The organism is Promicromonospora sp. CA-289599 (assembly GCF_050936155.1).
Lineage (GTDB): Bacteria > Actinomycetota > Actinomycetes > Actinomycetales > Cellulomonadaceae > Promicromonospora.
On record NZ_JBNJNI010000001.1, the window covers coordinates 2,859,318 to 2,878,733 of the forward strand.

13 protein-coding genes are annotated in these 19,416 nt (G+C 72.8%); 6 read left to right on the forward strand and 7 right to left on the reverse strand.

The window, feature by feature from the left end:
- Positions 1–141: 141 nt before the first annotated feature.
- Positions 142–5,766: an SCO7613 C-terminal domain-containing membrane protein gene (locus tag ACQEVI_RS12705; protein WP_432899093.1), complete on the forward strand. Its 5,625-nt coding sequence runs from the start codon at positions 142–144 to the stop codon at positions 5,764–5,766.
- 47 nt (positions 5,767–5,813) lie between these two features.
- On the opposite strand, the gene ACQEVI_RS12710 is transcribed toward ACQEVI_RS12705, so the two are convergent.
- The 5 genes from ACQEVI_RS12710 to ACQEVI_RS12730 all read right to left on the reverse strand — a co-directional run bounded on the left by ACQEVI_RS12710 (position 5,814) and on the right by ACQEVI_RS12730 (position 10,601).
- The gene (locus tag ACQEVI_RS12710) at positions 5,814–6,776 is read right to left on the reverse strand and encodes an alpha/beta hydrolase (RefSeq protein ID WP_432899096.1); all 963 of its coding nucleotides are present in this window, start codon (positions 6,774–6,776) and stop codon (positions 5,814–5,816) included.
- A 79-nt stretch (positions 6,777–6,855) separates the two neighbouring features.
- On the reverse strand, positions 6,856–8,199 hold the full coding sequence (locus tag ACQEVI_RS12715) for an MFS transporter (protein ID WP_432899099.1): 1,344 nt from the start codon (positions 8,197–8,199) through the stop codon (positions 6,856–6,858).
- Positions 8,196–8,813: a winged helix-turn-helix domain-containing protein gene (locus tag ACQEVI_RS12720; protein WP_432899102.1), complete on the reverse strand. Its 618-nt coding sequence runs from the start codon at positions 8,811–8,813 to the stop codon at positions 8,196–8,198. The genes ACQEVI_RS12715 and ACQEVI_RS12720 overlap by 4 nt, the downstream gene beginning before the upstream one ends.
- 295 nt (positions 8,814–9,108) lie before the next feature.
- A complete protein-coding gene (locus ACQEVI_RS12725; RefSeq protein WP_432899105.1) occupies positions 9,109–9,870 on the reverse strand; it encodes a sulfite exporter TauE/SafE family protein in 762 nt (253 codons plus the stop codon).
- A complete protein-coding gene (locus tag ACQEVI_RS12730) occupies positions 9,867–10,601 on the reverse strand; it encodes a FadR/GntR family transcriptional regulator (protein ID WP_432905918.1) in 735 nt (244 codons plus the stop codon). The genes ACQEVI_RS12725 and ACQEVI_RS12730 overlap by 4 nt, the downstream gene beginning before the upstream one ends.
- 103 nt (positions 10,602–10,704) lie before the next feature.
- Here ACQEVI_RS12730 and ACQEVI_RS12735 point away from each other — a divergent pair, with 103 nt between their 5' ends.
- The 4 genes from ACQEVI_RS12735 to ACQEVI_RS12750 all read left to right on the forward strand — a co-directional run bounded on the left by ACQEVI_RS12735 (position 10,705) and on the right by ACQEVI_RS12750 (position 15,005).
- A complete protein-coding gene (locus ACQEVI_RS12735; protein WP_432899107.1) occupies positions 10,705–12,027 on the forward strand; it encodes an SLC13 family permease in 1,323 nt (440 codons plus the stop codon).
- Between the two features lie 5 nt (positions 12,028–12,032).
- Complete coding sequence (locus ACQEVI_RS12740) at positions 12,033–13,226, forward strand: CaiB/BaiF CoA transferase family protein (protein WP_432899110.1); 1,194 nt, start codon at positions 12,033–12,035, stop codon at positions 13,224–13,226.
- A complete protein-coding gene (locus ACQEVI_RS12745; protein ID WP_432899113.1) occupies positions 13,223–14,641 on the forward strand; it encodes a carboxyl transferase domain-containing protein in 1,419 nt (472 codons plus the stop codon). The genes ACQEVI_RS12740 and ACQEVI_RS12745 overlap by 4 nt, the downstream gene beginning before the upstream one ends.
- A gap of 178 nt (positions 14,642–14,819) precedes the next feature.
- Positions 14,820–15,005, forward strand: coding sequence for a hypothetical protein (locus tag ACQEVI_RS12750; protein ID WP_432899116.1), 186 nt, complete (start codon positions 14,820–14,822; stop codon positions 15,003–15,005).
- A gap of 148 nt (positions 15,006–15,153) precedes the next feature.
- Here ACQEVI_RS12750 and ACQEVI_RS12755 read toward each other — a convergent pair whose 3' ends face one another.
- Complete coding sequence (locus tag ACQEVI_RS12755; protein ID WP_432899119.1) at positions 15,154–15,954, reverse strand: sulfite exporter TauE/SafE family protein; 801 nt, start codon at positions 15,952–15,954, stop codon at positions 15,154–15,156.
- Positions 15,938–16,495 (reverse strand): chloramphenicol phosphotransferase CPT, encoded by a 558-nt coding sequence (gene cpt, locus ACQEVI_RS12760; protein ID WP_432899122.1) that lies wholly within the window; start codon positions 16,493–16,495, stop codon positions 15,938–15,940. Before cpt ends, ACQEVI_RS12755 begins: the two co-directional genes overlap by 17 nt.
- 119 nt (positions 16,496–16,614) lie before the next feature.
- Here cpt and clpB point away from each other — a divergent pair, with 119 nt between their 5' ends.
- Positions 16,615–19,251 (forward strand): ATP-dependent chaperone ClpB, encoded by a 2,637-nt coding sequence (clpB, locus tag ACQEVI_RS12765; protein ID WP_432899125.1) that lies wholly within the window; start codon positions 16,615–16,617, stop codon positions 19,249–19,251.
- The last annotated feature ends 165 nt before the right edge of the window (positions 19,252–19,416 follow it).

The window sequence follows — 19,416 nt, forward strand, 5'->3', positions numbered from 1 at the left end:
TTCCGGCTAGCGGGTTTCGGACACGGCGGTGCGCGCGCCGACCGCACGTGACGATCGCCCCGGTCGGCTCACCTGTGGATAGGTCGACTCACCCTGTGGATAGATGGCGCGCTCGCGGACAACTCCGACAGGATGTCCGGCATGCCTCCGAACTGGGCCGGCGACGTCGTCGCCCGCCTCACCGACACCACGCGGTGTCCCGCCTGCGGGGAACACCTCGCGTCCGTCGTCTGTGCTGCCTGCGGGCTGAACGTCTCGGGCAGGGAGGCACAGGAGGTGTGGCGGCTGTCCGTCGCCGCGGCGGACAGCCTCCGGGACCGGGAGGCGGCGCTCGACGCGATGCGGCGGGCACAGGGCACCATGACGAGCGGCGCGGTCGGTTCAGGCACACGGGCCGTGGACGGCGCGGCGCGTCCGGCGCCCGCCGCCGGCACCGTGCCGCGCCCCGCGCCGGCCCCCGCGCCGTCGGTATCGACCGGACCGTCGGCGTTCGCACCACCATCGCCCGTGCCGCCGCCACCCCGCGCGCCGGCGCCCGCCCAGCCGCCCGCCCGGCCGGTCCGGTCCGCACCGCCGGTGCCGTCCGCTCCATCGGTGCGCCAGGCTGAGGTCGCGCCTCCGGCGCCGCGTCCGTCCGGGCCGGGCATCTCGCTGCAGCCGATCCTCGCGGGCGCGGGAGCGGCACTGCTCGCGGTCTCCGCGGTCGTCTTCGTGTTCTTCACGTTCGGTGACAACCTGCTGCTGCGGGCGGTCGTCACGGGGATCGTCACGGCCACTGCCGTCACGGTCGGGGCCCTGCTGCGCCGGGCCGGGCTGCGCACGACCAGCGAGGCGGTGGCCGCGCTCGCGGTGGTGCTCGCATGGGTGGACGTCGAGCTGGGCATGCAGGCGGGCCTGCTCGGCCAGGTCGATCCGGCGCTGGCCCGGGCCGCGGTGCTCGCGGTGCTGGCCCCGGGCTTCGTCGCGCTCGGCGCCTGGCTGCGGGTGCGTTCGTGGGTCTCGGCGGGACTGGTCTCGGCTCCGGTCGTTCCGGTACTGGTCGCCGCAGGACTGCCGTTCTCCCCGTGGTCGATGTGGTGGTGGGCGCTCGCGCTGCTGCTGGTCGGCGTCGTGGCGTGGGCGGCGATGCGCGTGGCGCCCCAGGCCGGCGAGCGGTCCGGCACCCGGCTGGTCGCCGAGACGTGGGTGCTGCGGGTCGTCCGGGCTGCCGGTCCGCCGCTCGCCCTGCTGGCCGCGCTCGGTGCCCAGGTGGTGACGCCGGATGCCCCGACCGGTACGACGGCGATCCTGTGGTCCGGCGTCGTGCTGTTCGCCGTGGTGCTCGGGGCGTGGCTGCGGGTGCGCTCCTGGGCCTCGGTAGGTCTGGTGTCAGCACCGCTCGTACCTGTGCTGGTCCTGCTCGCCTTCCCCGGTCCCGAGGCGTCCGTGTGGTGGTGGGTGCTCGCGTTCGTCCTCGTCGCGGTGCTCGCCTGGGCGGCGATGCGCCAGCTCCGGAAGTTCCGACGGCGGCTCGGCGGTGCCGTGACGTTCGAGCTCGAGGAGGGCGTGCTGCGCATCCTCCGGGGTGCCGGGCTGCCGCTCGCTCTGCTCGCCTCGGGCGGGGCCGAGGCGTTGCCGCCGTTGACAGGTTCAGGCGCGACGGCGGTCCTGTGGTCCGCCGTGGTCGTCCTCTCCGCGGTGCTCGGGTACTGGCTGCGCGTCCGTTCCTGGACGACGACCGCACTGGTCACCGCGCCGTTCGTGCCGGTGCTGATCGCGCTGGGCGTGCCCGCCTCCGTGTGGTCGACGTGGTGGTGGGTGCTCGCCCTGGTGCTGGCCGGGCTCGTCGGCTGGGCGGCCGGCCGGGCGCTGCCGACGCTCTCGGAGCGGCACGGCACGGCGTTCCCCATCGAGACGACGACGCTACGAGTCATGCGAGCGGCGGCCTTCCCGCTCGCGCTGGCGGCGTCCTTCGCCGTGGAGGCCCTGCCGTCCCTGACGAGGCTGGGCGGGACCGCCGTGCTGTGGTCCGGTGTGGTGCTGCTCGCGGTCGTGCTGGGCTACCGGCTCCGCGTCCGGTCCTGGCTGTCGACGGCGATCCTCGCCGCTCCGGTGGTGCCCGTGCTCGTGGCGCTGAGCCTGCCCGGCTCTGTCTGGTCGGTCTGGTCCGCGTGGTGGTGGGTGCTTGCCCTGGTGCTCGTCGCCGTGGTCGCGTGGGCGGCGATCCGGTTGCTTCCGGCGCTCGCCCGGCGCCTCGACGCCCCTGGCGGATCGCTGTTCGTCGCGGAGGCGCGGGTGCTGCGGGTAGTGCGGGCCACCGGGCTGCCGGCCGCCCTCGTCGTCTCCCTCCTGGCGGCCCTCACGGTGCCCGTCGCACCCCTGACCGGTCTGGAGACCACGACAGCCCTGTGGTCCGCCGTGGTCCTCACCGGAGCGGTGCTCGGCCATGCGCTCCGGGTCCGGGCATGGACGTCCGTCGGGGTCCTGGCGGCGCCGGTCGTCTCGCTGCTGCTGCTCGGCGCCGTCGACCCGGCCGACGGCTCGTGGCTGCCCGCGGTGGCCTTCCTCGCCGCCGCACTCACCACGCTCCTCGGGCGTGCCGCCCGCCGCGTGTCCGGGCCGCGCCTCGGGTCCCCGCTGCGGGCCGAGATCGCCGTGCTCGACGTCGTCGCGCTCGTGGCGGTGCCGTTCGCCGTCCTCCTGTCGTTCGCCGTCGACCAGCCGGAGGCGCTGCCGGGCCTCGGCGGCACCGCGCTGCTCGTCGCCCTGACGGCGGTGACCGTCGTGATCATGCGGCGCGTCACCCACCACCGGCACTGGACGGTCTTCGGCGGTGCGCTCGCGGTCGCCGCGGGTGGCCTGCTGGGCTGGGTCGGCCAGTGGTCCGGAGCGGGCTGGGTCCCGTTCGGGGCGGCCTGCGTGTGGACGGCGCTCGCGCTCCTGACCGCACCGCGTCTGCTGAGGGCGGTGGGCCTCGGCTCCGTCCGCGGGGCGCTGGCCCCGGCCACCCGGGACGACCTGCTGCTGAGCGGCTGGATCGGCACGGCAGCCGCTGCGGTTCCGGCCGTGGGGCTGGTCCTGGTACGCGTGACGGACGCGTGGGTAGCGGCCTGGTCGGTGCGGGGCACCAGCTGGTCGCTGCCCACCGGCGCGCTGATCCCTCCGGCACCGGCGAACCTGACAGGCAGAGGCGTCGAGACCCTCGTGAGCCTGAACCTCCCGTCGGCCCACCTGGGGACCGTTGCGCTCGCGGTCGTCACGCTGCTGGCTGCCAGGCTCGCGCGGCGTGGGCGGCGGTTCGAGGCGGTGGTCGCTCCCGTGGCCGTGCTGCTGGCCGCGTTCGGCCTCGCACTCGATCCCCGGCTCGCCATCGCCTTCTCGCTCGCCGCCGTGGCGGTGCTCGCGTTCGCGCTCGTCGCGGCGACGGCCGACCGGTCGGTGGCCTGGCGCACGCTGCGCCCGGCCGTCGTCACCGTGCAGGGGGCGGTCCGGGCGCTGGTCCGCGCGTCGGGACGGCTGCGTTCGATCGGCGGGACCGGCGTCACCGGCGCCGACCTGCGTCCAGCCCGAGCCACCGCACTCACCGGCGCGTTCGTCGCGACGGGCATGCTGCTCGCCTTCTCCTGGGCGTCGCGCCCGACGGCGGCCGTCGGCGCGCTCGTCGTCTGCGCGCTGCTGCTCTCCCTGCGCGCCGTGCTGCGGCCGACGACGCACCCGTGGCTGGTCGGTGCCGGATACGCGTACCCGCTCGCCGTGCTCGGCGTCGTGCTGAGCTGGCTCGACCTGTCCACCGTGGCGGCGATCTGCACGGTCTCGGCGATCGCCTCGCTGGTGACCATCGCGGTGACCCTCGGCGGACGCACCTCGCGCAACGAGTGGTACGTGGTGCTCGGCGTCACCGCCGGGCCGTTCGCGGCGGGCGTCGTCACGGTGGTGCTCGAACGCACCTGGTGGTCGGCCGGCGCCGCGGCGGCGATGCTGGCGCTCGAGCTCGTGCTGCTGCTCACCGCCCGTGCGGGACTGGCACACGTCCTCCGGGCCGGAGCCGCCTTCCTGCTGCTTCCCACGGCGTCCGTCATGGTCACCAGCGCCGGGGCCATGATCCTCGAGGTCTCCGGATCCCCGTACGTCCTGCCTGCCGTCGCGCTGTTCGTGTCGGCGGTAGCGGGCGGGGCGGCTCGTATCGCGGAACGGATAGCCACCCGGGTGCCAGACGGCGGACCGCTGCTCGCGGCTGCCGTACGCCGGAGCCTGGAGCGGTCGGTACTCCTCACCGGCGCCATCACGATCTTCCTCGCCTATGCGCGGCCGGCGGCCGGGCCGGACGTCGCCGTCGCCGTGCTGCTGCTGCTCATGGCGGGCGCCGTGCTAGTGGCCCGCGAGCCAGGGCGGCGGCACGTCTGGCCGCTGGCCGGTGCACTGGGGCTCGCCGCGCTCTGGACGGCGCTGGCCGGCGGCGAGGTGCGGCTGGTCGAGGCCTACACCCTCCCGCCGGCACTGGGTGCCGTGGTGGTCGGCGCACTCGTCGCCTGGCGGACCGGACGTTCCGAGCCCGGCACGGCGCCGGTCACTGCCGCCACGCACGCCTGGCGGCTCGCCGCCGTCGGCGCGGGGCTCGCCGTGGTGCCGAGCCTCATCGTGCACCTGACCCGTACCGAGCCTGCCGACTGGCGTCCGTTCGCCCTGGTGGGCGGCGCGGTGATCGCCCTGGCGACGGCGTACGCCCTGGACCTGCGGCCTGTACGCGAACGACTCGCCTTCCTGCGCGACTCGTGGACACGTCCGGTGCGGCGCGGACTGGTGGCCGTGGGCGGCCTCGCCGCGCTGAGCGGAGCGGTCGAGTCGCTCCATGTCGCGGGTGAGCCGGTGTACTGGATCGGGTCCGCCGGGGGACCGCTGCCCGGTCTGCCCCCGCTGACCTGGTACGACGGTTCCCCGTTCGGCACGCCGGTCGGGGCGGGCTGGGTGTTCGCCGCCGGTCTCGGATGGGCGCTCCTGTCGGGCGCGCTCCTGGTCGCGGCGGCCGTCCTGGCCCGCCGGTCGGCACACGGCCGGACGACGTCGTGGCTCGACCGCTGGGGCATGGCGCCGGGCCTGGTGCTCGGGACGCTCGGCGCGGTGGTGAACACCCGCCCGGTATGGGGATCGATCGTGTCGCTGCTGGTGGTGGAGCTCGGGCTGCTCGCGGTGCTCGTGCTGGTCACGCGGCGGGCGGGCCGACCGGGAGTCGGCGCACCACCGTGGCTGGTCTGGCTGTGCGCCGCTGCCGTCGCGATCGCCGCCTGGGCGCCGCGCGAGCTGCGCGTCGAGGCGTTCTCGGTGATGCTGGGCGCCGGCCTGATCTGGTCGGGTGCGACAGCGCTGCGTCACTGGGTGGCTGCGGGCGAACCGAAGGACGTGTCTGCCGGCCTCATGACCTGGCCACTCGGTTTCGGCGGTTCCTGGCGCACGATCGGCCTCGGCATCGCGGCCCTCGTCGGCCCGTCCGTGCTGTCCACCGCCACCGACCCGCTGACGATCCGGGCGTCCTGGGTGGTGCTGGCCGCCCTGGCGTCGGTCCTCGTCGGGTCGCGGCTGCGCCTGTCGGCACCGTTCTGGCTCGGCGTGTGGACCCTGGCCGTCGAGGTGGTCATCGTGTTCGCGAAGCTGGGTGTCGGCGTCTCACCGCTGCCGTGGATCCTCACCCTCGTCCCCGCCGCCGTCGTGCTGCTCATCATCGCGACGCTCGACGAGCGCAGGACTGCGGCCTCCGGAGGTACCGCGGCGTATCTGCGCGACCTGCGCTGACGTCGGCAGGCGGTCATCCCACCACGGCCTCAGACCACCACACACACTCAGACCGTCGCGTCGAGCCAGTCCAGGACGGTGGCCAGGTACTTCTCCCGGGCCGGCTTCGGGGACAGGGCCAGGTCGTGGGCGCCGCCCTCGATGACGGCCACCTCGACCGTGCCGCCCAGCTTCGGCGCGCGAGCGTGCATGTGTGCGACGTCGAGGACCGCGTCGGTGCTGAGCATGACGGCGGCCTCCCCGCCGTCGGGCCCGGTCTTGTCGCTGGTGCACACGAGCACCGGGCAGCGCACCGCGAGCCCCCGGCCGACCTGGCGGTGACCGCGCCGGATCGCGGCGCTCCAGCCCGCGTGGGCGGGGAACCCGCCGTGCGGCTTCCAGCGCAGGTCGTAGTCCCACTCGCCGTTCGTGGCCTGGTGCAGGGCCCGGCCGTAGTCCTCGCTCGGCTTCTTGTTCACGACGGTCCGGGGCGCGATCCGCCCGAGCACGTACACGGCCTGGGTGAGCAGCGTCCGGTCCGACCAGGTTCCCCGCAGGTCGAACCACGGGCTGTTCAGCACGAGGGCGGTCACCCGGTCGGGGCGCACGTCCGCGTACAGCGAGATGATCAGCCCGCCCGTCGAGTGCCCCAGGAGCACCAGCCCGGCGTGCCCGTCGGCGGCGATGACGTCCGCCGCCGCGTCCAGGTCCTGCTCGTAGAGCCGCAGGTCGTTCACCATGTTGGGGGCACCGCCCGCCGTCGTCCACGCGTCCATGGAGCGCCCGTGGGCGCGCAGGTCGATCGCGTAGAACGGGTAGCCCCGCCCGGCGACCGCCTCCGCGAGATTGCGCTGGAAGAAGTAGTCGGTGTACCCGTGCACGTACAGCACGGGCGGTCGCCCGACGCCTGGCCCGTCCTCGGGCGTGTAGCGGACCAGCGTCGCCTCGGCGCCACCCGGCAGCCGTAGCGTGCGCGCCTCGAAACCCTCGCCCAGCACGTCGTCTGTCCAGTCGTTCCCGCTGTCGTCCATGTCGCTCCCGTGCGTCATGCGTGCCTGGCCGGCTCACCGTGTGTGCTGCCGTCGGCTGACGATATAGGTAACCGGGCGCCTACCGGGGGGCGACAGCGGGTGGCGTGGCACCGGACGGCGCGGTGCCGGGCGCCCCGGCGCCGGAGCGCGCAGCGGCGGCGAGCGTCCGTTCGCGGCGCAGCGCGGGGAGGAAGCAGACCGCGCCCAGGGTGCTGAACACGCCGCCGATCACCATGGCGGCCTGGATGGACAGGGCTCCCGCTGCCCAGCCGAGCGCGGGGGCGCCCAGAGAGAAGGCGGCGAACGACACCATCGAGGCCATCGAGAGCACCGTCGAACGGTTCCGGGACTCCGCCTCGCGGTGCAGCAGCGCCTGGTAGGCGGGCCCGTTGGCGCCGTGCAGCCCGTAGGTCACGAGGTAGGCCGCGACCAGACCGACCGGGCCGAGCGCCAGTCCCATCCAGACTGCCCCGAGCCCGTTGAGAACCCGCGCGATGATCGCCGTCCGTACGACCCCGATGCGGGGCGTGGCCAGCCCGCTGAGCGCCGCCCCGCCGGCGAAAACGGCCCACCCGGCCGCCGCGGCGGGGCCTGCCACCGCGGCACCGGCGGCCGTTCCGCCGAGCAGCTCGGCCAGGCGGATGGGCTGGAACGTCTCGTACACCACCATCCCGACGCTCCAGAACACCTCGACCAGTAGCAGCCAGCGCAGTACCCGGTTGTCGCGTGCCAGCCGCAGGCCGTCGCGGATCACGCCGGGCGCCTGGCGCGCGGACTCCAGCACCCGGCCGGCCACCCCGGTGCTCCGGCCGCCCGACGGCGTGACGGTGCGGGGCGCCTCGCGGACCAGGATCGTGACGGCGACCAGATGAACCGCCGAGAGCACCGCGTACACCGCATAGGGGAAGGCCAGCGCTGACCACGCTTCGAACGGGTGCCACCAGACGAGCACGCCCGAGAGGAGGGCGCCGGCGGCGATCGAGGCACCCAGCACGGTGCTGTGCGCGGCCAGCGACCGGTCGACGTCGGCCCCCGGCTCGGTGGCGTGCACCGTGTCGACGAACCACGCCTCCATCGGACCGGAGTCGAGCGCCCGGAAGACGCCGGTGGCCGCCGCGGCCAGCGCGAACGCCCAGAACGTCTCCGCGGTGAGGAACAGGACGGCCGACACCACCTGCAGCACCGCCGCCGCGATGAGCATCGGACGGCGGCCGAGGGAGTCGGCGAGACCGCTGGTCGGCAGCTCCAGCACGAACACCGTGAACCCGGTGAGGGACAGTGCCATGAGCGCCTCGGGTACGGAAAGGCCGCGTTCGAGGGGCAGCAGGGTGGTCACCGTGACGATCAGCCCGATGGGGAACCACCGGGTCAGGGTCAGCAGCAGGAAGACCTGCCGGGCCCGCGCCGGTGTCAGCGGCGTCATGACGACTCCGTCTCGTCGGTCCCGGTGGCGTCCCCCGCGCCGTCGGGCAGCTCGTCCGGATCCAGGGGGAAGGCCGCCTGCCAGAAGGTCACCCGGCGTGCGCCGGGGGCGGGTTCGGCGGAGCGATAGCGCTCGATGACCTCGTCCAGCTCGCGGCGCAGCCTCTTGAGCTGTTCCGGGTTCACGGTGACCCACGTGTCCCCCTGGCCTGCCGCGTCCTGCCACTCGCCGGGCCACGCCTCGGCGACGTCCAGCCAGTGGCCGAAGTCGTTGGTGAACAGGCGCAGGTAGTCGCGTTCCAGCCAGCCGAGCGCGGTGGCTGCGTCCTCGTCCTGGGCGAGCTCCGTGCGCTCCCAGCTGTGGGAGCTCGTGGCGGCACGCCAGAGGCGCTGCTTGCCCGCACCCTCACCCGTGTCCGCGACCAGGCCAACGGACTCGAGCTTGCGCAGGTGATAGCTGGTGGCGCCGGAGTTGGTGCTCAGCGCCGTCGCGAGTGTCGTCGCCGTCGCCGGGCCGCCGCGCCGCAGGGTGCCGAGCAGGCGCGAGCGGAGCGGGTGGGCGAGGACCTTGACGGCCTCGGGAGTGAGGCGGAAGTCGTCGTGGGAAGCGGTCATGCGTGCACAATATCCATGCACAGACTCTCTGCACAATAGTTGTGCAGAACTTCTTTGCACCCGGAATGTGTTCTGGGTGCTCACGGTGGTGCGCCGCCGAACCGCAAGTTGCTCATGGGCCTGAGTGTCTAGCCGCGTCGAACCGCAAGGTGAACGTTGTTCGCGACGTCGAGCCGCAAGGTACCCGTCGATACGAGCGGGGTGCACGTGTTCGTCGCGGTTCGGCCTAGCGATCTACGGCCAAACTGCGGTTCGGCCCGCCCGGCCCGCCCGCCTTGCCCGCCCGCCCAGCCCGTCAGAGCAGCATGAGCACCGCCGCGGTCACGCCGACGATCACGACGAGCACCCGGAACACGGTCGGCGACATCCGTCGGCCCAGCCCTGCGCCGACGTATCCGCCCACCAGCGAGCCCGCGGCGAGCAGACCGATCGCCAGCCAGTCCAGGTCGGCGACCACCACGAAGATCACGGTGGCCACGACGTTCGCCGCCATGACGGCGAGGGTCTTGAGCGCGTTCACCGTCCGCACGGGCAGGTCGGTCCCGAGGCCCAGGACCGCCGCCATCATGACGCCCGACCCAGCCCCGAAGTAGCCGCCGTACGTGCCGGTGAGCACCGCGAACACCGCGGTGGCCGGGGACATCTCGTGACGCAGCCGGCCCGGCTCGTTCCGGGTGCGCCGTAACCACCGGCTGATCCACGGCTGGGCTCCGACGAGCAGGCAGGAGAGCAGGATCAGCCACGGCACCACTGCCTCGAACACGCCAGGCGGCAGTGCGAGCAGCAGCGCCGCGCCGCCCACCGACCCGACCGCGCAGGTCGCGAGGACGACGGCCGTGACCCGTGGGTACTCCCGCAGTTCCTTGCGATACCCGATCGAGCCGCTGATCGCCCCGGGCAGCAGGCCCACCGTGTTCGACGCGTTCGCGACGACGGGCGGTAGCCCGACGGCCAGCAGTACCGGGAAGCTGAGGAGCGAGGCCACGCCGACCGTCGAGGTGAGCACCCCTGCCCCCAGCCCGGCGCCGAGCACGGCGAGCTGCTCCCAGCCGGTCATCGGCCGCTGCCCTGGTCCCGGTCCTGGTCGCGGAGGAGGGCCACGTCGCTCACCATCTCGACGTGTGCGTGCATGGCGGCTGCGGCGGCGTCCGGGTCGCGGTCCCGGATCGCGTCGGCGATGGCCCGGTGCCCGTTGAGCGAGTTGCGCGGCCGGCCCGGCTGCGAGAGGGACTCGATCCGGCTCTCCCGGATCAGGCTGGCGATCTCCCGCATGGTCTGGGCCAGGAGGTCGGAGTGCGCGGCGGCGGTCACCGCAGCGTGGAAGTGCTCGTCGGCCTCGACGCCGCGGTCGCCGTGCGTGATGGCGTCCTCCATCATGTCCAGCGCCGCGTCGATCGCCACGAGGTCGTCCTCCGTGCGGCGCTGCGCGGCCAGCGCGGCGATCTTGGTCTCCAGCGCGTCCCGGATGTCGATGATCTCGGGCATCCGGTCGGCGTGCGCGCGGATGGCCTCGACGATGCGGCTCTCGGTGTGCTTGCCCGTCAGCACCGTCCCGTCTCCGTGCCGCACCACGACGACGCCGACCACCTCCATCGCGACCAGTGCCTGGCTGAGGGTCGCGCGGCTCACGCCGAGACGTGCGGCGAGCTCCCGCTCGGGCGGCAGCCGGTCCCCGGCCTGCAGGCCGTTCTGTCGGATCCAGGCGGTGATCTGCTCCGCGACCTGCTCGTAGAGGCGGGTGCGGGCCAGCGGTGTCGGCAGTTCGGCGGAAGCCTTGGGGGTCACCAGCCGAGAATACTTGACAGAAGATGCATTGGACTATTGGCTAGGCCACTGATCCATCGTGCCTCGTCGGTCAAAGGTGTCCGCCGCGATGGGAAGAGGAGTTGTCATGGGTCCTGAGTGGATCGCGATCATCGCGCTCGTCGCGTTGTTCGTCGCCGGGACGGTGCTGCCGATCAACATGGGGGCGCTGGCCTACGTCGCGGCCTGGTTCGTCGGCGTCTTCGCGCTGAACATGGAGGAGAAAGAGGTTCTCGGCGGTATCAGCGCCGACCTCGTGCTCACCCTGATCGGCGTCACGTACCTGTTCTCCATCGCCAAGAACAACGGCACCGTCGACCTCATCGTCTCCAAAGCCGTCCAGGCGGTCGGGGGTCGGGTGGCGCTGATCCCGTGGGTCATGTTCGCCGTGACCGCACTGCTCACCGCGATGGGTGCGGCCAGTCCCGCGGCCTGCGCCATCATCGGCCCGGTGGCCCTCGGCTTCGCCCGCCGCTACAAGATCAACCCGCTGATGATGGGCATGTTCGTGGTGCACGGCGCCCAGGGCGGCGGGTTCTCGCCGATCAGCATCTACGGCACCATCACCAACTCGGTGATGACCGACGTCGGCTACGAGGGCACCGAGATCGCCGTCTTCGTCGCGTCGCTCGCCATCAACACGGCGATGGCCGTGATCCTGTTCCTCGCACTCGGCGGCCGCCAGCTCATGCGCGAGCGGGTCGACCCCGCCGAGGCCGCCGGCCACATCGCCGACGACCTGCACACCGGCGGGAAGTCCGTGACCGTCAGCGGTCAGGGCGCCGGCGTCTCGACCACGACCCAGGCGTTGGGCGTGCGCCGTGACCACGTGCTGACTCTCGTCGCGTTCGCCGCGGTGGCCACGACCGCCCTCGCGTTCGACCAGAACATCGGCTTCGTCTCCATCACCGCCGCGGTGATCCTTGCGATGCTCTCCCCGCAGCAGCACAAGGACGCCGTCAAGCAGATCGCCTGGCCCACCGTGCTGCTGGTGGCGGGCGTGAGCACCTACGCGACGATCCTCAACGAGGCCGGGTCGCCCGAGTACATCGGCACCTGGGCCGCGGGCCTCGGCATCGCCGCGATCGGGGCGCTCGTCCTCTGCTATGTCGGCGGCATCGTCTCGGCCTTCGCGTCGTCGACGGCGCTCCTGCCGGTCATCATCCCGATCGCCGTGCCCCTCATCGCGGCCGGCGGCGTGAGCCCGTGGGCCATGGCCGCGGCCCTTGCGGTCTCCTCGACCATCGTCGATGTCAGCCCCTTCTCCACGAACGGAGCCCTGATGCTCGCCAACCGTCCGGACACGATCTCGGAGCAGGCGTACTACAAGCAGATCCTCAACTACGCCATCATCGTCACCCTCGCGGGGCCGCTGCTCGTCTGGGCCATCCTCGTGCTGCCGGGCTGGTGAGCACCATGACCGGACCGCTGGACGACGTCGTCGTCGTCGACCTCTCCCGGGCCCTCGCCGGGCCGCACGCCACGATGATGCTGGGTGACCTGGGTGCCCGCGTCGTCAAGGTGGAGGTGCCCGAGCGCGGCGACGACACGCGCGCCTGGGGTCCGCCGTTCGTCGGGGAGGAGGGCGCGCGCGAGTCGACGTACTTCCTGTCCGCGAACCGCAACAAGGAGTCGATAGCGCTCGACCTCAAGGCCTCCGATGGCCGGGCCACGCTCCTCGCGCTCGTCGACCGGGCGGACGTGCTCGTGGAGAACTTCCGGCCGGGGGTGCTCGACCGGCTCGGGGTCGGCGTCGGCATGCTGCTCGAGCGCAACCCACGCCTGGTGGTGCTCTCGATCACCGGGTTCGGCCATGACGGTCCGGAGGGCGGTCGCGCCGGGTACGACCAGATAGCCCAGGGCGAGGCCGGCCTGATGTCGCTGACGGGTTCCGGCCCGGACGACCCGCAGCGTGTCGGCGTCCCGATCGGCGACCTGCTCGCCGGGATCTACGGAGCGTACGGCGTGCTCGCGGCGCTGCACGAGCGGCACACCACCGGCGTCGGACAGGTGGTCCGGACGTCCCTGCTCGCGGCGGTCACGGGCGTGCACGCGTTCCAGGGCACGCGGTGGACCGTCGCCGGGGAGGTGGGGCACGCGCAGGGCAACCACCACCCTTCCATAGCGCCGTACGGCCTGTTCCGCTGCCGTGACGGCGCTGTCCAGATCGCGGTCGGGTCCGAGGTCCTGTGGCAGAAGTTCTGCCTGGCCTTCGGGCTCGACGCCTCCGCTGAGGGCATGCGGAGCAACCCCGATCGGGTCGCCCGCCGCGCCGAGGTGGTCGAGCTGGTCGAGGCAGCGTTCGCCGACCTGGACGCAGACGCGCTGCTGATCAGGCTCGCCGACGCGGGCATCCCGGCGGGCCGGGTGCGTACCCTCGACGAGGTGTACGCATGGGAGCAGACGGCGAGCCAGGGCCTGCTCGTCGACGTGGAGCACACGAGCCTCGGCACGGTGACGCTGCCCGGCCCGCCGCTGCGGTTCTTCGACCCCGACGGTGCCGAGGTGACCCGGCGTGACCACCAGGCGCCGCCGGTGCTCGACGAGCACGCCGCCGGGATCCGGGCCTGGCTCGACACGCCCGGGCCTGGGTCCGAGGCGGGCCGGTGACCCGCCGGTGGACGGCGCGAGAGCTGCTCGACCTGGTCCTCGACCCGGGCAGCTTCGAGTCCTGGGACGAGGCGGTCGACACGTCCGGGCACTCGGCGGAGTACCGCGCCGTCCTGGCAGCGGCCGCCGAGAAGGCGGGTACCGACGAGTCGGTGCTCACCGGTCGCGGCCAGGTCCGGGGGCGACCGGTGGTCGTGGTGGTCAACGAGTTCCGGTTCCTCGGCGGCTCCATCGGCCGGGCCGCGGCCCAGCGGATCACCGCCGCGATCCGGCGCGCGACGGCGGAACGGTTGCCCCTCCTGGCGACGACGGCGTCGGGCGGCACTCGGATGCAGGAGGGCACCCCCGCGTTCCTCCGGATGGTCGAGATCTCGCGCGCCGTCATGGACCACCGCGACGCCGGCCTGCCCTACCTCGTGTACCTGCGGCACCCCACGACCGGCGGCGTCTACGCCTCGTGGGGCTCGCTCGCGCACCTCACCGTCGCCGAGCCCGGGGCGCTCATCGGTTTCCTCGGGCCGCGCGTGGTCGAGGCCCTGACGGGCAGGGCCCTGCCCGACGGCGTCCAGTCCGCCGAGAACCTTGCCGCCAAGGGCGTGCTCGACGGCGTCGTGGCGCCCGAGAACCTGCCGGCGCTCGTCGAGCGGACGCTCGCGGTGCTGGTGGACCCGCCGTCGGCGCCGTCCCTGCCGCGCCGGTCCGGCGAGCCCGCCGTGGATGCATCTGCATGGGACTCCGTGCTCCGGACCCGGGCCGAGGGCCGCGTGGGAGTGCGGGACCTGCTGCGCTACGGGGCCTCGGGCACCGTACGGCTCTCCGGTACGGAGGAGGGCGAACGCGACGAGTCGATGCTGGTGGCGCTGACCCGGCTCGACGGCCGGCCGTGCCTCGTCGTCGGGCAGGACCGGACCCGGCAGACCGAGAGCACCCCGATGGGCCCTGCCGCGCTGCGCGTGGCGCGGCGCGCGATGGGGCTGGCCGAGGAGCTGCGGCTGCCGCTGGTCGCGGTGATCGACACCCCGGGCGCCGAGCTCTCGCAGGCCGCCGAGGAGGGCGCGCTCGCCGGCGAGATCGCGCGCTGCATGGCGGCTCTCACCCGGATGACGGTCCCGACGCTGTCGGTCATCCTCGGTCAGGGTTGCGGCGGCGGTGCGCTCGCGCTGCTGCCCGCGCAGGTGGTGATCGCCGCCGAGCATGCCTGGCTGTCGCCGCTGCCACCCGAGGGGGCGAGCGTCATCGTGCACGGGGACACCGCGCACGCGGCGCAGCTGGCCGAGGCCCAGCACATCCGTGCCGTCGACCTGCTCGCCGAGGGCGCGGTGCAGCGCGTGGTCCCGGAGCACGGCGGCGACACCGTGCGGGACGTGGCGGTCGCGGTCGCGGCGGAGTGCGCGGCGGTGCTGCGGGAGCTGTGAACTGCTGCTGGTGGCGGCGGTGGATCAGAGCAGCTCCCCGCCGGCCGCGGGCCTCGCCGCCGGCTGCAGACATGGACGCGGACGCCGATGTCGACTGCAGACTTGGTTGCGGATGGAGGCCCACAAACCGCAACCAAGTCTGCAGTCGTCGACCGGGCGTGAGCAAAGTCTGCAGTCGGTGTACCGCCTGCTCGGCTGGGGGCTCATCCCCCTCGGAGCGCTCGCCGGAGGCCTCGTGGGCCACGAGGTGGGGATCTGGACGGGCTATCTGATCGCCGGTGCGCTCAGGGCGGCCGCGTTGGTGGTCAGCTTGCCGATCCTGATTCGGGTCCACTGCCAGGGGCCGCCGTCCGCTGCGGATTGATCGGATGTCCGGGCCCCGGCGTCGGCACCTTGCTGGGTCTGTGCGCTGAAGTCGGCAGTTCGCATCGAGGTCGGTCCAGCGCTGGACCGACCTCGATGCGAACTACCGACCTGGGAAACGATCGTCAGCGAATTGCCGACCTCGCTGCTCAGTGCCGCTGCTTCTCCAGGGCCTTGCGGATCTGCTGGACCAGCGCGAACACGAGCAGCGCCGCGAACGCGATCGAGGCGACGTCGTCGGGCATGACCACCGACAGGCTCGCTCCGCCGAACGAGAAGCCCGACGCCACGAGGCCGATGAGCGCGGCCATCTTCAGGTGGACCAGCCGGTTGCGGACGTTGACCCAGGTGCCGGAGATTGCGGTCGGGATCATCGCGACCAGTGACGTGCCCTTGGCCAGCGCGGGTGCGAAGTCGAACAGCGCGGACAGGCCGGGGACGGCGAGCTGACCGCCGCCGATGCCGAGCAGGCCGGACGCGACGCCCATGACGAGGCCGAGCCCGATCATCCCCGCGCCGTCGAGCACGCTGGGCAGTCCCTCGGCGGTGTCGACGGACGGCGGCTCCCCGAACGCATCCATCACCGATCGCACGATCCCCGCGACCAGCACCCCGACGAAGAGCCAGCGCAGCAGGGTCTCCGGGACGCGGGCGAGCAGCCGCGCCCCGACGACGGCGCCGATCACCGCTCCGACGACGAGCAGTCCGGCGGCGATCAGGTCGACGGCGTCGTGGGTCAGGTACGGGATGGACCCGACGATCGCCGCCGGCAGGATCGCCGCGAGCGAGTATGCGCTGGCCCGGCGCTGCGTGAGGCCGCCGAGTGACGTCAGGAGCGGCACCATGACGATGCCGCCACCCAGACCAAAAAGCCCGGAGAAGGTGCCGCCGACGACCCCGACGAGGACGGCGCGGGGAGGTGTCAGGGACTCGTCAGTCTGCTCGTTCACCCAGCGATGATCTCAGGTGTGCCGCGATGGTCCGTGTGCAGTCCATCGACCCGGTGTGCGTCGTGTCGACCTCGAGGTCGTAGGTGACCCCCTCGTGGACGATGTCTGCCTGCTTGGCGGCCATGCCCGCGACGCGGTCGCCGCGGGTGGCCTCGCGTGCCTCCGCGACCGCCGCGTCGCAGCGCACGCCGACCCACAGCGTCGGGACGTCGCCCAGGGCGTCGAGCCAGCGCCGCTGGGACGCGGCGCCCCCGAGGAACACGTCGTCGACCACGACGTGCGCGCCGGCGCGTGCCATGGCGACCAGTCCGGCGATCCAGGCGTCCTGCAGCGCCATGAACTCGTGCCCGACGTCGACGCCGCCGTCGTCCGCGAAACCGATCCCGTCGCCGCCGGCGGTCAGACGGGCGGGCATCGCGTCGACGAGGGTGTCGATGCTGAGGGACAGCCAGGCGTCGGGCAGGACGGCCTGCAGGTTGTGTGCGAGGGCAGACTTCCCGGAACTGGAACCGCCGTTGAGGACGATCACCTGGGTGTTCATGTCGCCACGGTACGAGTGTGGGTGGCGCACGCTACAGTGAATTCCAGGGTTGAGCGGAGTAGACTCAACTTTGAACGCGGCCTTGCCGCGCAGACTTCAGCACCATCCTGGGAGGCCTCATGGACACCAAGTTCACGACCATGTCGCAGCAGGCGATCGGCGACGCGATCCAGTCGGCGTCGGCCGCCGGCAACCCGCAGCTCGAGCCGGTCCACCTGCTGGCGTCGCTGCTCCAGCAGGAGCGTGGCGTCGCCGTCGGCCTGCTCGATGCGGTCGGGGCCAGTGCACAGGCCATCGGCCAGCGCGTGCGCGCGGCTCTGGTCGCGCTGCCCCAGGCCAGCGGAGCGAGCACGGCCCAGCCGAGCGCGAGCCGGGCCATGGCTACGGTCCTCGACCTGGCGTCCAAGGAAGCGCAGGGGCTGGGTGACGAGTACGTCTCCACCGAGCACCTGCTCATCGCCGTCGCGGCCGGGCAGTCGCCCGCCGCCCAGATCCTGACCGACGCCGGAGCAACCGCCGACGCCCTGCGCGCCGCGCTGCCCGCCGTCCGTGGGGCCGGCCGGGTCACGAGCCCCAACCCGGAGGGCACCTACAAGGCGCTCGAGCAGTACGGCACGGACCTGACGCAGCGCGCCCGCGACGGCAAGCTCGACCCGGTGATCGGCCGCGACTCGGAGATCCGCCGGGTGATCCAGGTGCTGAGCCGGCGCACCAAGAACAACCCGGTGCTCATCGGCGAGCCCGGTGTCGGCAAGACCGCGGTCGTCGAAGGGCTGGCGCAGCGGGTCGTGGCGGGTGACGTACCCGAGTCCCTCAAGGGCAAGCGCCTCGTGGCGCTGGACCTGGTCTCGATGGTGGCCGGGGCGAAGTACCGCGGTGAGTTCGAGGAGCGCCTCAAGGCTGTCCTGGAGGAGATCACGGCGTCGGACGGCGAAGTGATCACCTTCATCGACGAGCTGCACACCGTGGTCGGCGCGGGCGCCGGGGGCGAGGGCGCCATGGACGCGGGCAACATGCTCAAGCCGATGCTCGCACGAGGTGAGCTGCGCATGGTGGGCGCCACCACGCTCGACGAGTACCGCGAGCACATCGAGAAGGACCCGGCTCTGGAGCGCCGGTTCCAGCAGGTCTTCGTGGGTGAGCCCTCCGTGGAGGACACCGTGGCGATCCTGCGCGGGCTCAAGGAGCGTTACGAGGCGCACCACAAGGTGACGATCGCGGACTCCGCCCTCGTGGCCGCCGCATCGCTCTCCGACCGTTACATCTCCGGGCGGCAGCTGCCCGACAAGGCGATCGACCTGGTCGACGAGGCCGCGTCGCGGCTGCGCATGGAGCTCGACTCCTCCCCGGTGGAGGTCGACGAGCTCCAGCGCGCGGTCACGCGCCTCGAGATGGAGGAGGTGGTGCTGTCCGAGTCCGAGGACGCGGCCTCCAAGGAGCGCCTGCAGCGTCTCCGCGCCGACCTGGCGGACCGTCGTGAGGCCCTCGCGGCGCTCACCGCGCGCTGGGAGTCCGAGAAGGCCGGGCACAACCGTGTCGGTGACCTGCGTGCTCGCCTCGACGAGCTGCGCACCGACGCCGAGCGCAAGCTCCGCGAGGGTGACCTGGAGGGCGCCGCGCGCATCCAGTACGGCGAGATCCCCGTGGTCGAGAGAGAGCTCGTCGCGGCGGAGGAGGCGGAGGCGAGCCGGGTCTCGACAGGCTCGACCAGCGGTGGCCCGGGGGTCGCGCCCGCCGAGGCCCCGATGATCGCCGACAAGGTGGGCGCCGACGAGATCGCCGAGGTGGTCGCCGCGTGGACCGGCATCCCCGCCGGGCGGTTGCTGCAGGGCGAGTCCGAGAAGCTCCTGCACATGGAGGACGTCCTCGGGCAGCGCCTCATCGGCCAGAGGACCGCCGTGGCCGCGGTGTCCGACGCGGTGCGGCGGACCAGGGCGGGTGTCTCCGACCCCGACCGGCCGACCGGCTCCTTCTTGTTCCTCGGCCCCACGGGTGTCGGCAAGACCGAGCTCGCCAAGGCATTGGCAGACTTCCTGTTCGACGACGAGCGCGCGATGGTGCGTATCGACATGTCCGAGTACGGCGAGAAGCACTCGGTCGCACGGCTCGTCGGTGCGCCTCCGGGCTATGTCGGGTACGAGGAGGGCGGTCAGCTCACCGAGGCTGTCCGGCGACGGCCCTACTCCGTGGTGCTGCTGGACGAGGTGGAGAAGGCCCACCCCGAGGTCTTCGACGTCCTGCTCCAGGTGCTCGACGATGGCCGGCTCACCGACGGCCAGGGTCGTACCGTCGACTTCCGCAACACGATCCTGGTGCTGACCTCGAACCTCGGCTCGCAGTTCCTCGTGGAACCGATGCTGTCGGACGAGGAGCGGCGCGAGTCCGTGATGACCGCCGTGCGCGCCTCGTTCAAGCCGGAGTTCCTCAACCGCCTGGACGACGTGGTGGTCTTCGACGCGCTGACGCTGGCCGAGCTCGGCAGCATCGTGGAGCTGCAGGTAGGGGCCTTCGCGAAGCGGCTGGAGGATCGTCGGATCACGCTCGACGTGACCGAGGCGGCGCGCGAGTGGCTCGCGCTGGAGGGGTTCGACCCGGCGTACGGCGCGCGGCCGTTGCGCCGCCTCGTGCAGCGTGAGATCGGCGACCGCTTGGCACGGCTGCTGCTCGCGGGCGAGGTGTCCGACGGCGACACCGTGGTCGTGGACCGCGCGGACGGCGAGGGTCTGGCTCTCGACCGCAGGGTGCTGACCGTGTGACGAAGGCGCTGTCCGCCTGACGAGGACCAAGGGACCGTGTACGTCGATCGGCGTACATCGGACTACGACCAATTATCGATGTGCGGGCGGGACCTGCCTGCCATCCTTGTGCCAGTAGGAACGGCCGCGCGAGCTGTACGGACGGGCGGTGGGTGAGCGAGGCCT